At 73.8% G+C, this 14980-nt stretch carries 14 protein-coding genes and 1 pseudogene; 12 read left to right on the forward strand and 3 right to left on the reverse strand.

Features of this window, described 5'->3' with window-relative positions:
- Positions 1-319: pseudogene (locus tag QWZ14_RS14175) on the reverse strand (regulatory protein RecX); the annotation flags it as partial.
- Between the two features lie 107 nt (positions 320-426).
- Here QWZ14_RS14175 and QWZ14_RS14180 point away from each other — a divergent pair.
- From QWZ14_RS14180 to QWZ14_RS14230, 11 genes are all read left to right on the forward strand, one after another.
- Entirely contained in the window at positions 427-882 is a 456-nt protein-coding gene (locus QWZ14_RS14180; RefSeq protein ID WP_290317349.1) for a GlcG/HbpS family heme-binding protein, read from the forward strand.
- Between the two features lie 121 nt (positions 883-1003).
- Positions 1004-1732 (forward strand): PRC-barrel domain-containing protein, encoded by a 729-nt coding sequence (locus QWZ14_RS14185; RefSeq protein WP_290317350.1) that lies wholly within the window; start codon positions 1004-1006, stop codon positions 1730-1732.
- Positions 1733-1883: 151 nt separating this feature from the next.
- The gene (locus QWZ14_RS14190) at positions 1884-3086 is read left to right on the forward strand and encodes an aspartate aminotransferase family protein (RefSeq protein ID WP_290317351.1); all 1203 of its coding nucleotides are present in this window, start codon (positions 1884-1886) and stop codon (positions 3084-3086) included.
- Positions 3083-4039, forward strand: coding sequence for an ornithine carbamoyltransferase (argF, locus tag QWZ14_RS14195; RefSeq protein ID WP_290317352.1), 957 nt, complete (start codon positions 3083-3085; stop codon positions 4037-4039). Before QWZ14_RS14190 ends, argF begins: the two co-directional genes overlap by 4 nt.
- A gap of 81 nt (positions 4040-4120) precedes the next feature.
- A complete protein-coding gene (gene hslO, locus QWZ14_RS14200; RefSeq protein WP_290317353.1) occupies positions 4121-5101 on the forward strand; it encodes an Hsp33 family molecular chaperone HslO in 981 nt (326 codons plus the stop codon).
- A complete protein-coding gene (locus QWZ14_RS14205; RefSeq protein WP_290317354.1) occupies positions 5098-5751 on the forward strand; it encodes a hypothetical protein in 654 nt (217 codons plus the stop codon). Before hslO ends, QWZ14_RS14205 begins: the two co-directional genes overlap by 4 nt.
- A gap of 11 nt (positions 5752-5762) precedes the next feature.
- The gene (locus tag QWZ14_RS14210; protein ID WP_290317355.1) at positions 5763-6146 is read left to right on the forward strand and encodes a RidA family protein; all 384 of its coding nucleotides are present in this window, start codon (positions 5763-5765) and stop codon (positions 6144-6146) included.
- 82 nt (positions 6147-6228) lie between these two features.
- A complete protein-coding gene (locus QWZ14_RS14215) occupies positions 6229-6567 on the forward strand; it encodes a hypothetical protein (RefSeq protein WP_290317356.1) in 339 nt (112 codons plus the stop codon).
- 194 nt (positions 6568-6761) lie between these two features.
- On the forward strand, positions 6762-7349 hold the full coding sequence (locus tag QWZ14_RS14220; RefSeq protein WP_290317358.1) for a hypothetical protein: 588 nt from the start codon (positions 6762-6764) through the stop codon (positions 7347-7349).
- Positions 7350-7409: 60 nt separating this feature from the next.
- Positions 7410-8975: an apolipoprotein N-acyltransferase gene (gene lnt, locus QWZ14_RS14225; RefSeq protein ID WP_290317360.1), complete on the forward strand. Its 1566-nt coding sequence runs from the start codon at positions 7410-7412 to the stop codon at positions 8973-8975.
- A gap of 165 nt (positions 8976-9140) precedes the next feature.
- A complete protein-coding gene (locus QWZ14_RS14230) occupies positions 9141-9590 on the forward strand; it encodes a helix-turn-helix domain-containing protein (RefSeq protein ID WP_290317361.1) in 450 nt (149 codons plus the stop codon).
- A gap of 1 nt (position 9591) precedes the next feature.
- Here QWZ14_RS14230 and QWZ14_RS14235 read toward each other — a convergent pair whose 3' ends face one another.
- Both QWZ14_RS14235 and QWZ14_RS14240 read right to left on the reverse strand, forming a co-directional pair.
- Positions 9592-11640: a hydantoinase/oxoprolinase family protein gene (locus tag QWZ14_RS14235; RefSeq protein ID WP_290317362.1), complete on the reverse strand. Its 2049-nt coding sequence runs from the start codon at positions 11638-11640 to the stop codon at positions 9592-9594.
- A complete protein-coding gene (locus QWZ14_RS14240; RefSeq protein WP_290317363.1) occupies positions 11640-13286 on the reverse strand; it encodes a hydantoinase B/oxoprolinase family protein in 1647 nt (548 codons plus the stop codon). Before QWZ14_RS14240 ends, QWZ14_RS14235 begins: the two co-directional genes overlap by 1 nt.
- Before the next feature lie 134 nt (positions 13287-13420).
- Between QWZ14_RS14240 and QWZ14_RS14245 the strand changes: the two genes are divergently transcribed.
- Positions 13421-14965, forward strand: coding sequence for a hypothetical protein (locus QWZ14_RS14245; protein ID WP_290317364.1), 1545 nt, complete (start codon positions 13421-13423; stop codon positions 14963-14965).
- Positions 14966-14980 lie beyond the last annotated feature (15 nt).

Here is a 14980-nt window from a genome sequence, read left to right on the forward strand (position 1 = left end):
GCCGCCGGGCCCGCGCCTCGGCGAAGGCGGCGTCATCCACCACGCCGGTCGCCACCAGCTGCCGCGCCACCGCGGCCGCCAGCGCCCGGGCCGCGGCGGCGGCGGCGGCATCGAGCCCTTCGGCCTCGGCCCGCCGCGCCCAGCGGTCCACCCGGCGCTGCAGCACCCGGCGCAGCCCGGCCTCGGTCGCGGCGAAGCGGGCCAGATGCGCCAGCGCCGCCTCCCGCAGCCTCGCCTCGGTGGGGGCGGGGCCGGCGGGAATTACCTTGCGGGGCGGCCGCGGGGGGCGGGGCGGCCGCGCGGGTCGGTCCTCATCCATGGCCCGAGTGTGCCACGTCCGGCGGGGGCGGCCCAGCATCCGGGCCCGCCCGGCTGGCCAAGCGCCCTGCCGGCAGGCATACGGGCGCCAACCCGAAGGAGACCCCCATGGCCCGCTACCCGACCAACGGCCTGACCCTCGCCCAGGCCAATGCCATCGCCACCGCGGCCCTGGCCAAGGGCCGGGAGCTCGGCCTGATGCCGCTGACCGTCGTGGTGCTCGACGCCGGCGGCCAGCTCAAGGCGGTTCAGCGCGAGGACGGCTCCTCCCTGCTGCGGCCGGAGATCGCGCTCGGCAAGGGCTACGGCGCGCTGGCGATGGGGCTCGGCGGGCGTGAGCTGGCGCGGCGGGCGCAGGCGATGCAGGGCTTCATGAATGCGCTGTCCGACTTGGCGGGCGGCAAGGCGGTGCCGGTGCCGGGCGGCGTGCTGGTCTGCGATGCGGCGGGGCTCATCCTCGGCGCCGTCGGCATCAGCGGCGACGTCTCCGCCCAGGACGAGGTCTGCGCGGTCGCCGGCATCGCCGCCGCCGGGCTGGCGGCCGAGACCGGCGACCCGGCCTGACCCTCCGGGCTGGCGCGGCGCGCCTGACAGGCTGGTGAGGCGCGGGCAACTGCGCCTCCCGGTGCCGCGTTGAGGCGGCCTCACCCGAGCATTCCCGGGTTTGCAAGAAGGTGACGCCGCGATGACAACACGCCAACAGATGCTCGCCATGACTGCCGCCACCGCCTTGCTGGCACTGCCGGCCCTTGCCCTCGCCCAAGGCACCACCCCGGGCGCCAACCCCGGCACCGCCGCCGGCAGCGTCGCCCCGACCCCGATGGTCCCGGGCACGACCGCGCAGTCGGCCCCCGGCATGACCCCGGCCGCCCCCGGCACGGCGCGCGACGGCACCGCCGGCAACCCGCCGAGCACCGCCACCCAGCGCGCCACCGACAGCATCACCGGTAACCGCACGCCGGCCGACGGCACCCCCGGCAACCCGCCCGGCACCGCTGCCGGCCGTGCCGTCGACCGTGCCCTCGGCACCAACACGACCGGCGCGAACCCCGCGGCCCCGGCCGCCCCCACGGCCACGGGCGCCGCCACCGGCACCCTCGCGGTCGACAGCGGCGCGCTGCACAACGGCCGCCGCGCGAGCAAGCTGATCGGCTCCGCCGTCTACAACGAGAACAACGAGAGCATCGGCGAGGTGGACGACATCCTGATCCCCGCCGGCGGCACCGGCCCGGTGGCGGTGATCTCGGTCGGCGGCTTCCTCGGCATCGGCGCCAAGCTGGTCGCCGTGCCCTACAGCCGCCTGTCGATGGCCGCCAACAGCAACGGCCGCTGGACCCTGGCCGGCGCGACCAAGGACAGCCTCGGCAGCCTGCCGACCTTCACCTACGAGGCGAATGCCGAGCGTCGCGGCTGACCCTTGGGGCTCGATCGGGTGAGGGACGCGGTTCCCTCACTCTTTTCGCCCGGGATGGTTTGACGCGGCCGATGCTTTGCGGCCAAATCCGCCGTTCCCCCGGCAAGGCCCGCGATCGTCGCCGGCGAGGGGGAAGTCTGGAGCGCATTTCGTGATTCCCGCCCTGATGCCCACCTACAACCGTGCCGACCTCGCTTTCGAGCGGGGCGAGGGCGCCTGGCTGTGGACCGGCGACGGGCGACGATTCCTCGACTTCGGCGCCGGCATCGCCACCAGCAGCATCGGCCATGGCAACAAGCACCTGGTGCAGGCCATCGCCGAGCAGGCGGCCAAGGTGATGCATACCTCGAACCTGTACCGCATCCCGCAGGCGGAGCGGCTGGCCGAGCGGCTGTGTGCCACCTCCTTCGCCGACAGCGTCTTCTTCGGCAATTCCGGCGCCGAGGCGAACGAGGGGATGATCAAGGCGGTCCGCAAATACCACGCGGAGCAGGGCCACCCCGAGCGCAACGTCACCATCTGCTTCGAGGGCGCCTTCCACGGCCGCACCCTGGCGACGCTGGCCGCCACCGGCAACGAGAAGTACCTCTCCGGCTTCGGCCCGCCGATGCCGGGCTTCAAGCATGTGCCCTTCGGCAACATGAATGCGCTGCGCGACGCGATCGACGGCACCACCGCCGCGGTCATGATCGAGCCGATCCAGGGCGAGGGCGGCGTCCGCCCCGCCTCGCTCGACTACCTCCGCGACCTGCGCGCCGCCTGCGACGAGTTCGGCATCCTGCTGGCACTCGACGAGGTCCAGACCGGCATGGGCCGCTCCGGCAAGCTCTGGGCCCACCAGTGGGCCGGGATCGAGCCGGACGTCATGTCCTCGGCCAAGGGCATCGGCGGCGGCTTCCCGCTGGGTGCCATCCTGGCCAAGGAGAAGGTGGCGCAATACCTCAAGCCCGGCACCCACGGCAGCACCTACGGCGGCAACCCGCTGGCCTGCGCCGCCGGCAACGCGGTGCTGGACGTCATCCTCGCCCCCGGCTTCCTCGACGGCGTGGACCGGGTGGCCCGCCATCTCTGGCATGGCCTGCTCGACCTTGCCCATCGCCATCCGGCGGTGGTGGAGGGCGTGCAGGGCGCCGGCCTGCTGCTCGGCCTGAAGCTCCGGCCCGAGGTCGCCAACGGCGACATGCAGGCCGCGGCGGTGAACGAGGGGCTGCTGACGGTCGCCGCCGGGATGAACGTGCTGCGGGTCGCCCCGCCGCTCGTCATCACCGAGGCGGAGGCCGATGAGGCCGTCCGCCTGCTCGACCGCGCCTGCCTCCGCTGCACCCCCGGAGCGGAAAAGGCGGCGGCGCAATGACTGCGCTGGCCGCGGTGAAGACGGAGGCCGGGGGGGAGACTCCCCCCCGGCACTTCCTGGAACTGATGGACCTCGCGCCCGCCACCCTGCGGCGGATGCTGGATCTCGCCTCCCAGACCAAGCGCGGGCTGCCGAACAAGCCGCTGGCCGGCAAGACCGTGGCGCTGATCTTCGAGAAGCCCAGCACCCGCACCCGCGTCAGCTTCGAGGTCGGCATCCGCCAGCTCGGCGGCGACGTGGTCTACCTCAACGGGCGGGACATGCAGTCCTCCCGCGGCGAGGAGCTCAGCGACACCGCCAAGGTGCTCTCGCGCTACGTCGACTGCATCATGATGCGGACGCATGACGTGCGCCGCATCCGCGAGATGGCGGCCTTCGCCACGGTGCCGGTCATCAACGGGCTGACCGACATCTCCCACCCCTGCCAGCTCATGGCCGACGTGCTCACCTTCGAGGAGCACCGCGGCCCGATCGCCGGGCAGGTGGTCGCCTGGATCGGCGACGGCAACAACGTGGCGCAGAGCTTCATCCAGGCCGCCGCCCGCTTCGGCTTCACCCTGCGGCTGGCGACGCCGGCGGCGCTGCGGCCGCCGCAATGGGTGGTGGACTGGGCTCGCGACCAGGGCGCAACGATCGAGCTGACCGACGACCCGGTGGCCGCCGTGCGCGGCGCCCGCTGCGTCGTCACCGATGCCTGGGTCTCGATGAACGACGAGACCGAGGAGGGCGGTACCCCCAGCCGGCACAACCTGCTGGCGCCCTATCAGGTGACCGAGGCGCTGATGCGCCATGCCGCGCCGGATGCGATCTTCCAGCACTGCCTGCCGGCGCATCGCGGCGAGGAGGTCGCGGCCGCGGTGATCGACGGCCCGCAGAGCGTGGTCTTCGACGAGGCCGAGAACCGGCTGCACGCGCAGAAGGGCGTGCTGCTCTGGGCCATGGGCGCCGGCTAGGCCCGGCGCAGAACCGGGACGGGTGGGCGAAGGCGGCCCGCCGCCCTATCTAGGGGGACCGAAGCACCAAGGTCCGTCCCGTTGTCCGATCCGACCCAGCCGTCCGCCACCCCCGATTTCCTCCAGCATGACCGGCCCCCGGTGCCGGATATCGTCCTGCCGCGCGGCATCCAGCCCTTCCACTTGGCGGATCGGCCGGTGCGGGGCCGGCTGGTCCGGCTCGGCCCGCTGGCCGATGCGCTGCTGACCCGGCACCAGAACCATCCCGGCGTCACCCGGCTGGCCGGGGAGGCGATGGCCCTGGCCGCCGGGCTCGCCGGGGCGCTCAAGTTCAAGGGCAGCTTCTCGCTCCAGGCCAAGGGCGACGGCCCGGTCTCCATGCTGCTGGCCGATTGCACCGAGGCCGGGGCGCTGCGTGGCTATGCCCGGGCCAATCCCGAGGAGCTGGACGCCATGCTGGCGCATGACCCGACCGCGGACGCGCCGGCCCTGCTCGGCCGCGGCTACCTGGCCTTCACCTGCGACCAGGGCCCCGACATGGAGCGCTACCAGGGGATCGTGGCCATCGAGGGCATGAGCCTGGCCGCCATGGCGGACCACTACTTCCGCACCTCGGAGCAGATCCGCACCCATATCCGCCTGGCCTGCGCCGAGGGCGAGCATGGCTGGCGCGCCGCCGCCTTCATCATGGAGAAGGTCGCCGGCGAGGGCGGCATCGACCCGGAGCTGGACGCCGAGGCGCAGGAGGAGGCCTGGGTCACCGCCGTCGCCCTGGCGGCGACCCTGACCGATGCCGAGCTGCTGGACGATGCCCTGCCCTCGCACAAGCTGCTGCACCGGCTCTTCCATGCCGAGGGCCTCTCGGTCGACCGGCCGCGGCCGCTGTCCTACGGCTGCCGCTGCTCGCGGTCCCGGCTGTCCGACGTGCTATCCAACTTCGGCGCCGACGACCTCGACCACATGGCGCAGGAGGACGGCGCCATCACCATGACCTGCGAGTTCTGCAACGTCGACTTCCGCTTCGACCGGGCCGAGGTTCAGGCCGGCGGCAGCGCGCCTTGAGCCGCCCCTACCCCGGCGCCGCCCTCCTGCCCGGGCGGCGCGCCCTGCTGCTGCTGCCGCTGCTGGCCGGCTGCGGCAGCGCGCGGCAGGAGCCGGTGCCGATCCCGCCGGGGCCGCTCGGCTTCCGCCACCTCACGCCGCTGGCGCTGAACCTCGCCAATGTCGAGATCGCCGAGGCGGCGCCGCCCAGCCCGGCCGGGGATATCGGCAGCCGGCTCTCGCCCAGCGCCGCCGAGGCGGTGCGGATCATGGCGCGCGACCGGCTGGTGCTGGTCGGCTCCGAGGGCCAGGCCAATTTCACCGTCACCCGGGCCCAGCTCGTGGCCGGGCGCGAGTCGCTGGTCTGCGACCTCGGCTGCCGGCTGGAGGTCATCTCCTCGCTCGGCAGCCGGCTCGGCTTCGTCGAGGCGGAATCGCGCCGGGCGGTCAACGGCCCGGATGCGGCCCGGCCGCGCGCCCCGGATGCCCTGCTGCGGCAGGCGATGGACGACCTGAACGTGGAATTCGAGTTCCAGATCCGGCGCAACCTGCGGGACTGGATCTCGGCCGCGGTGCCGGGGCCCGAGGGCGGCATGGCCGCGCCCGGCCCGGCCGGGGTCGCCCGCGAGGACCTCCCCGGCGGGAGCGCCCCGCGCGAGACCCTGCAGTAGAGGAGACCGCCATGCCCATCCAGCTGTCCAACCCTGCCGGGGTGCACGCGCCCGGCGCCTATTCCCACGCGGCGCTGGTGACCGAGGCCCGGACCCGGCTGGTGATCTCCGGCCAGGTCGGGCTGACGCCGGAGGGCGAGCTCGCCGAGGACGGGTCCGGGCAGATCGACCAGGTGCTGGCCAATCTGGCGGCCATCCTCGCCGCCCACGGCATGGACCGGTCGAACCTGGTGAAGTTGACGGCCTTCCTGACCGATGCGGCCCTGGTCGGCCCCTGGCGCGGCGCCCGGACCGAATGGCTGGGCGGCCATGCGCCGGCGAGCACGCTGCTGATCGTCGCCGGCCTGGCCGATCCGCGCTTCCTGGTGGAAGTGGAGGCGGAAGCCGCCGCCTGAGCCGGCGCGGCTGAAGCGATCGTGGCGGAACCGCCGGCCGGGGCCATGCGCTGAGGCGCCCGACCCTGCCCGGAGCCGCCCGATGTCCCCTCGCCGCCTGTCCGCCCTGTCCCTGGTCCTGGCCGGCCCGGCGCTGGTTGCCTGCGCGGTGGTGGCGCCGGTGGCCGAGACGCCGCCGCCGGTGCCGGTCTATTCGCAGGCCTCGCCCTATGCGCCGCAGGCCTATGCCGCCCCGGCCTATGGGGCGCCCGGCTATGGGCTGGCGGCGGAGCCGGCGGCCGCCGCCCCGCGGGCCGACGGCTATTGCGCCCAGGCGGCGGAGGTGGCGCAGGACGCCGCCGCCCGCGCCGCGCTGACCGGCAGCCCGCGCGATGCCGGCCGCGCCGCCCGCACCGCCGGCTTTGCCCGGCGGGACTGCTGACCGCCGCCGCCCGGCGCCACGACCGCGCCGCGTCGCATCGGCGCAAGCCTCGTCTCACGAATCGATCCGTTTAACGCATCGCTCATCTTATCGGGACAAAATCTCATTATAGGGATTTTGGAGCATGCCGTGAGATATCGTCCCGGAAACAGGAAGGCCCCGCCGAGCCCCGCCGGTCCGGCCGGCCGGGGCCGATGAGCCGCGGCGTGGCCGCCCGGGCGGACTTCCCGGAGCAGGCCTGGAACGAGGTCTGGTCGCTCTACGATGCCCGCATGGCCGCCACGGCGCCGGCCCGGCCGGTCGTGCCGCAGCCGACGGCCTGCCGGCGGCACGGGCGGATGCGGGCGGCGCTGGCTGCCGTCGCCCTGCTGCTGCCGCTCGCCGCCGCGGGCTTCGCCATGGCCGCGCTGCAATCCGCCCAGGGCATCGCCGAGGCCTTCCGCCAGGCGGACCGGGCCGCGGTGGCGGCGGCGGTGGACTGGCCCGCCCTGCGCACGGCCATGCCGCCCCCGCCCGCAACCACCCCGGCGGGACATTTCCTCGCCGGCCTCCACCGCATCGTGCAGCAGCAGATGGCGACGCCGGAGGGGCTGCTGGCCCTGGTCCAGGGCCGGGCCGGCCCCGGCTGGCCGGCGCCCCGCCTCGAGCCGACCGGCATCCGCACCGCCCGCCTCACCCTGCTCTCGACCGCCGAGGCCGGCCGTGGCATCGCCCTCTCCCTCGCGCTGCGGCCGGACCTGCCGCCCCGCTGGCGGGTCGTCGCGGTCGAGCCGCTGGACTGAGGCCCGGGCCGGCCCCGCCCGGCGCTTGCCCCGCGCCGCCGGGCAAGGCTAGCTGCGGGGGTGCCGATTCCCACCCTTCAGACCCTCGCCCGGGCGCCCTGGCGCCGCCAGTTGCTGGCCGCCTTCGCCCTGGGCCTGCTGGCCGCCCTGGCCCTGCCGCCGGTGCATGCCGTGCCGGTCCTGCTGGTATCCATCCCGGGCCTGCTGGTCCTGGCCGGGGCCGCGCCGAGCCGGCGGCGGGCGGCCTGGCTGGGCTTCGCCTGGGGCTGGGGCCATGCCCTGGCCGGCGTCTACTGGGTGACCCATGCCATCCTCACGGATGTCGCCACCTTCTGGTGGCTGGTGCCCCTGGCGGCGCCGGCGCTGGCCATCCCCCTGGCGCTCTTCGTGGTGCCCCCGGCGCTGGTGGCGCATGCCCTGCCGGCGGGATGGCCGCGGCTGCTCGGCTTCGCCGGCACCTGGGTGCTGGCCGAGCTGGCCCAGGGCTTCCTCTTCACCGGCTTCCCCTGGAACCTGCTGGGCACGGTCTGGGCCTTCGCCGCCCTGCCGCTGCAGCCGGCCGCCATCGTCGGCGTGCATGGCCTGTCGCTGCTGACCCTGCTGCTGGCCGGGTTGCCGCTGCTGCCCGGCCGGCGGCCCCTCGCCGGGGCGGCGCTGCTGCTGGCCGGGCTGGGCGGCTTCGGCCTCTGGCGCCTCGACGCGGCAGAGCCGGCCGGCCCGCCGGTGCAGCTGGTGCTGGTCCAGGGCAACGTGCCGCAGGAGGTGAAATGGCGCCCCGAGGAAAGGATGCCGATCTTCCAGCGCTACCTGGAGCTGACCGCCGCCGCCGCCCGCGACGCCGCGGCGGCCGCGCCGGCGTCCCGGGTCGTCGTCGTCTGGCCGGAGACCGCCAGCCCCTTCCTGCTGGCGCAGGACCCGGAGGCCGGCCGCATGGCCGCCGCCGCCCTGCCGCCCGGGGCGATGCTCCTGGCCGGCAGCGTGCGGGCGGACTGGGCGGCGGACGGCACGCTGCGGCAGGTCTTCAACAGCCTGGTGGCGCTCGACGCCTCCGCCCGGGTGGCCGGCATCTACGACAAGGCGCATCTGGTGCCCTTCGGGGAATACATGCCGCTCTCCGGCCTGCTGCCCATCCGGCTGGTCACCGGGGGCATGGACTTCTCCGCCGGCCCGGGCCCGATGGCCCTGGCGCTGCCCGGCCTGCCGCCCTTCGGCGCGCTCATCTGCTACGAGGTCATCTTCTCCGGCGCCGTCGCGCCGCGGCCACGGCCGGACTGGCTGGTGAACATCACCAACGACGGCTGGTTCGGCATCTCGGCCGGTCCCTGGCAGCATCTGGCGGCGGCGCGGTTGCGCGCGGTCGAGGAAGGCCTGCCGCTGGTGCGTGCGGCGCAGACCGGGATCTCGGCGGTCTTCGATGCCCGTGGCCGGCGGCTGGCGGCGATTCCGCTGGGGAGGATGGGCACCGCGACCCTGGCCCTGCCGGGAGCCGGGGCGCCGACCCCCTTCGCCCGCGCCGGCCTGGCTGTCCCCGCCCTGCTCGGCCTCGCCTGCCTGGGGCTGGCGATCTGGCTGCGGCGGCGGTTGGTTGTAACCGGTGAGCTTTTACACCGGGATGCGCGAGGATGATCTTTATTGAGAAATCTTAAAAGTATTGACGCTCCGTTTCCCTGCCCGTAAAAGCGGTAACGGAGAGAGAATCGAGGCCACGCAGGGGCCTGATCGGCCTCCTGCCGCGGTTCGGGTCGCCTCTCATGCACCGGAACGGTGGCCTGACATGGGAATGGACGGGACATGACGAGCGACGACACCCTCGAACGCACGGCCCGCGAACCCCGTCCCAGCCCGATCGACGTGCATGTCGGCACCCGGGTCCGCCTCCGCCGCACCCTGCTCGGGATGAGCCAGGAGAAGCTCGGCGAGGCCCTCGGCCTGACCTTCCAGCAGGTGCAGAAGTACGAACGCGGCGTGAACCGCATCGGCGCCAGCCGGCTGTTCGACCTCGCCCGCGTGCTCGACGTGCCGATCGGCTTCTTCTTCGACGACATGCCCGATGCGGTCGGCGGCGCCATGAACGGCGTGCGCCGCGCCATGGGCTTCGCCGACAGCCAGGACGCCTTCGAGGACGACACCCTGCACCGCCGGGAAACCCTCGAGCTGGTCCGCGCCTACTACCGGATCACCGATGCCTCGGTCCGCAAGCGGGTCTTCGACCTCATCAAGAGCCTGACGCCGACCGAATAGGTCACCCCACCGCCACGTCCAGCCAGCCGCGCGCATCCATCCGCGCGGTATCGCCGGCCCGCAGCAGCACCGTGGTGGTGGCGCTCTCGATGATCGCCGGCCCCGCCACCGCCTCGTCCGCGGCCAGCGCCTCGAAGGACCAGACCGGCGCCGTCACCGGCACCCCATCCAGCAGGAGGCGCCGCTGCGCCATGGCGCCCGCCGCGCCGCCCGTGGAGGCAAGCCCGGCCGCCGGGCTGGTCGGCAGCCGGCCCACCACGGCGATGCGGGCATTCACCAGCACCACCTCCTCCTCCGGCAGGTCGTAGGTGAACAGCGCCCGGTGCCGCGCATGAAAGGCGGCGCGCAGCCGGCCGGCGAGGTCCGGCCCTGCCCAGTCGATGCCATCCAGCGGCACCGCAACTTCGAAGACCTGCTCGCCGTAGCGCATGTCGGCGCTGCGCCGGGCCGCCACTTCGCCCTGGTACCAGCCGGCCATGCGGGCGCGGCCGTCGCGCTCCAGCGTGTCGAACAGCGCCCGCACCTCGGCATCCGCCGGGATGCCGCCGGCGCCGATGGCGCTCTGCGCCAGCTCGTAGCGCAGATCCGTGTGCAGCATGCCCCAGGCCGAGAGCCCGGCGGCGAACAGCGGCACCGTCGCCCGCGCCAGCCCCAGCTCGCGTGCCACCGCGGTCGCATGCAGCCCGGCGGCGCCGCCGAAGGCGAGCAGCGCCGAATCCCGCGGGTCGACGCCGCGCCGCACCGTCGCCAGCCGTACCCCATCGGCCATGCGCGCGTTGACCAGCGCATGGATGCCGCTGGCGCAGGCCTCCGGGGTGATGCCGAGCCTCGCCGCCAGCCGCCCCACCGCCGCCTGCGCCGCCGCCAGGTCCAGCCGCTTCGCCCCGCCGAGGAAGGAACCGGGATCGAGGTAGCCCAGCACCAGGTTGGCATCGGTGACGGTCGGCTCGGTCCCGCCATGGCCGTAGCAGGCCGGCCCCGGCACCGCGCCGGCCGATTGCGGCCCGACCTGCAGGGTGCCGCCGGCGCCGAGATGGGCGATCGAGCCGCCGCCGGCGCCGAGCGTCACGATATCGAGGCTCTCGAGCGCGATCCGCTCGCCGCCCACGGTCCGGCCGCGGCCGAGCGCCGCCTCGCCGCCTACCACCAGGGCGATGTCGGTCGAGGTCCCGCCCATGTCGAAGGTGACGAGATCCCCGCCCATGCCCTGCCGGGCCAGCGCCACCGCCGCCGCCACGCCGCCGGCCGGGCCGGACAGCGCCGTGCCCACCGCCAGCCGCGCGGCTTCCGCGACCGGCGCCACCCCGCCATGCGAGAGGATGACGAAGAGCGGCCCGGGATAGCCCGCCGCCTCCAGCCGCCCGGCCAGCCGGGCGAGGTAGCGGGAGACCACCGGCCCGACATAGGCATTCACCGCCGTCGTGCTGAAGCGCTCGAATTCCTTGATCTGCGGCAGCACGTCGGCCGAGCAGGTCACGGTCGCCCCCGGCAGCGCCGCCAGCACCGCCGCCGCCGCCGCATGCTCGTGCTTCGGGTCGCGCCAGGCGTGCAGGAAGCCGATGGCCACCGCCTCCGCCCCGGCCGCCTGCAGCGTGGCGATCGCCGCATCCAGCGAGGCCTGATCCAACGGCACCGCCACGCTGCCATCCGGCCGCAGCCTCTCCTTCACCCCGAGCCGCCGGTGCCGCGGCACCAGCGGCTCCGCCGGCGGCAGCCGCAGATCGTAGCGCTCCGGCTTCAGCCCTTCCCGCATCTCGATGACGTCGCGGTGGCCCTCGGTCGTCAGCAGCCAGACCTCGGCGCCCTTGCGTTCCAGCAGGGCGTTGGTGGCGACGGTGGTGCCGTGGACGATGCGTTCGGTCTGCCGCAGCAGCGCCTCCAGCGGCAGGCCCAGGGCGGCGGCGAGGCTCCGCAGCCCCTCGACGACGCCGATGCTCTGGTCGGCCGGGGTGCTGGCCGCCTTGGCCAGGGTCTGGGTGCCGTCCGAGGCGATGCCGACCACATCGGTGAAGGTGCCGCCGACATCGATGCCGATGCGATAGCTGCTCATCAAACGAATCCCTCGCGGGCGTCACGTGCCCGCGCCGCCGGGTCACGCTTCTCCGGCGGCCCCCAGCCGCCGCCGCCGCCGGCCTGCACCACCACCCGGTCCCCGGGATTCACCGCGATGCCGACCTCCTTGGTCTTCAGCACCCGCTCCTCGCCCGAGCCGCGCCGCAGCACGTAATGATGCGGCGCGCCGTCATGGCCGCCGAGCATCCCCGCCGCGCCATGCCGCACGCCGTCGCCGGCGGTATTCGCCAGGGCTGGCCCGTCGCTCTCGACCAGCAGCGTCAATTGCCCGCCGAGGCCGCCGCGATGCTTCCCATCCCCGGCCGAGCCGGCGAGGAATTCATGCGTCTCGAACAGCAAGGGGAAGCGCGCCTCGGCCATCTCGACGCTGCCGAATTTCAGCCCGCCGGCGCTGTGCCACTCGCCGCTGGTCGACCAGCCGTCGCCCTGCGCGCTGGCCCCGCCGCCCGGCCGCGCATGGAACATGTGCCAGACGAAGCGCCGGCCGGGGCGGCGGGCGTCCTGGCCGGTGATCGCCACCCGGAACCGCCTACCCCAGCCGCCCATGGCGCGGTCCGGGCAGCAATGCTGCAGCGCGCGGACGATGGCCTCGACGATCTCGTTCGAGCAATGCGAGGTGCACATGGTCACCGGCGCCCCCTCCCGCGCCCAGACCACGGTCCCTTCCCTGGCGATCACCTCGAGCGGCCGGAAGGCGCCGTCGTTCTTGGCCACCTCCGGGTCGAGCAGGAAGGCGAAGGCCATGGCGACGGCGCTGCGCATGTTCGGGTAGCTGGAATTGACGAAGCCGGTGGTCTGCGGGTCGCTCTCGGACAGGTCGACCGTGAGGCTCTCGCCCCGCTTGGTCACCGTGGCGCGGATGGCGATGTCGGTCCGGTCGAAGCCGTCGTCGTCGAGGAAGGCCTCGCCCTTGAAGACCCCGTCCGGCCAGGTCGCCAGGATGCGCCGGGCATGCGCCGCCGAGAGGTCGAGGATGGCCGAGACCGCCGCATCGAGGTGGTCGGCGCCGTATTTCGCCAGCAGCGGCAGCAGCCGCTGCTCGCCGAGGCGGGCCGCGCCGATCATCGCCATGAGGTCGCCGGTGAAGTCGCGGGGGATGCGGGTATTGGTCGCCAGCATGCGGATGAGGTCGGCCCGCAGCCCGCCGCCCTCGCCGAGCCGGATCGGCGGGATGCGGAGGCCTTCCTGCCAGATTTCCGTCGCGCCCGGGTTGTAGCCGCCATGGGTCGCGCCGCCGATGTCGCTCTGGTGCGCCCGCACCACCGACCAGAAGCGCAGGGACCCTTCGGCGAAGACCGGGATGATGATGGTCAGGTCGGGCAGGTGGCTGCCGCCGTGGTAGGGGTCGTTCAGCAGGTAGGTGTCGCCCTCGACCGGCGCCGGGAAGGCCTCCGCGATGGCCTTCGCCGCCCAGGGCATGGCGCCCACATGCACCGGGATATGATCCGCCTGCGCCACCAGCCGGCACTGCGCATCGCACAGCGCGATCGAGAAATCGCGCGAGGAATTCAGGATCTGGGAATAGGAGGTGCGCAACATGGCCTCCCCCATCTCCTCGACGATGGCCCGGAGGCGGTTGTCGAGCACGGCGAGGGTCACGGGATCAGGCGTCTGATGGTGCATATGCGAAGGCTCCGCCGACCAGGGCATCCGCGTCAAGCCGGCGAAGGCGGGGTGGCCGGCGCCGGCTTCCATGATATGCGCAGGCCCCACCACGCCCCAGGCCCCCCTCCTCCAGTCTTGGCACCCTCGCGCGCATGACGGTTCCCTCCTCGCGCCCCCGGGCGTTGCTGACCCGTGCCGATACCGTCATGGGCGTGCTGGCGATCCCGCTGGCGATGCTGCTGGCCTCGCTGCTGCTGCGGGCGCTCGGCTTCATCATCGCCGTCATCGACACCGACGAGGGTCTGTACCTGGTGCAGGCCCAGGCCTGGCTGCGCGGCGACTGGCCGCTGGTCGCGGTCTGGGACATGCACCCGATCGGCGCCCCGGCGATGTATGCGCTGGCGATGTGGATCTTCGGCGAGAGCATCGCCACCATCCGGCTGCTCGGCTCGCTCTGCGTGGCCGCGGCCGCCTGGGCGCTCTATGGGGCGGTCCGCGCCACCGGCGCGCCGCGCGGCATCGGCCTGGCCACCGGCCTGGTCTATGTCGCCCACAGCCTGCGGATGGGCGGCCTCGCCACCAATACCGAGATCCTCTTCGCCCCGATGGTGGTCAGCGCCATGGCGCTCGGCGCGCTGGGCGCGGTGGAGGCGCTGCGGCGGTCCTGGGCGCCGCGCTGGTACGTGCTGATCGCCATGGGCATGGCCATGGGCTGCGCCCTGGCGGTCAAGCCGGTGATGGTGGCGGAGGGCTGCCTCGCCTTCGCCCTGCTGGTCTTCCCGGCCCTCTGGCGCGGGCTGCTGTCCTGGCGGCGGGCGCTGGCGATGGCCGCCGCCTATGCCGGGTTCTGTGCCCTGCCGACCGCCTACTTCGCCCTGCTCTATTTCGTGCGCGGCGACCTCGGCGCCTTCCTCGACGGCACCTTCCTGGCCCCGCTGCGCTACTCGCACGGCCGCATGGGGCTGGTCGATTCCTTCCACCAGATCCTGGTGGAATTCCTCACCCTGCTGTGGCCCTTCCTGCTCGCCGGCCTGGCGCTGGCGACCGGGCTGACGCGCTCCGGCCCGCGCGGCATGCTGACGCGGATCGGCCTGCTGTGGTTCCTGGCCGGCAGCATCGGCGTCGCCTCGCCGGGCTTCTTCTACCCGCACTACTTCCTCATCTGGCTGCCGCCGCTGTCGATCCTGGCGACGCTGGGCTGCTGGCGGCTGGCGCGGCTGCTGCCGCCGGCGGGCCGGGCCTTCGGCTTCAGCCTGCTGGTCGCCGTGGTCATGATCGGCTCCTGGCGCGCCGACGCCACGGCGCGGATCGAGCGCGGCATCGGCATCTTCGCCCCCGACCCGGTGCGGGAGGTGACCCGCATCATCCGCGCCAGCCTCAGGCCGGGCGAGACCATCTTCATCGCCAATTACCACCCGGTGATCTACGCCCTGACCGATGCGAGGCTGCCGACGCGCTTCATCTTCCCGGCCCAACTCACCGGCGAGTTCACCCAGGTCGCCGACATCGACACCGACGCCGAGGTCGCCCGCATCATGGCGACCCGGCCGCGCTTCGTGGTGGTGGACCGCGGCTGGTGGCCGCGCATGCGCGAAAGCGCCGCCGCCATCATCACCGAGGTATTGCAAAGCGACTACACCCTGGTCGCCGAGGTCGACGAGGACCGCGGCCCGATCGAGCTCTGGGCGCCGAAATAGCGCCCCGGGGTTGCC

This window comes from Paeniroseomonas aquatica (genome assembly GCF_030409335.1).
GTDB lineage: Bacteria > Pseudomonadota > Alphaproteobacteria > Acetobacterales > Acetobacteraceae > Belnapia > Belnapia aquatica.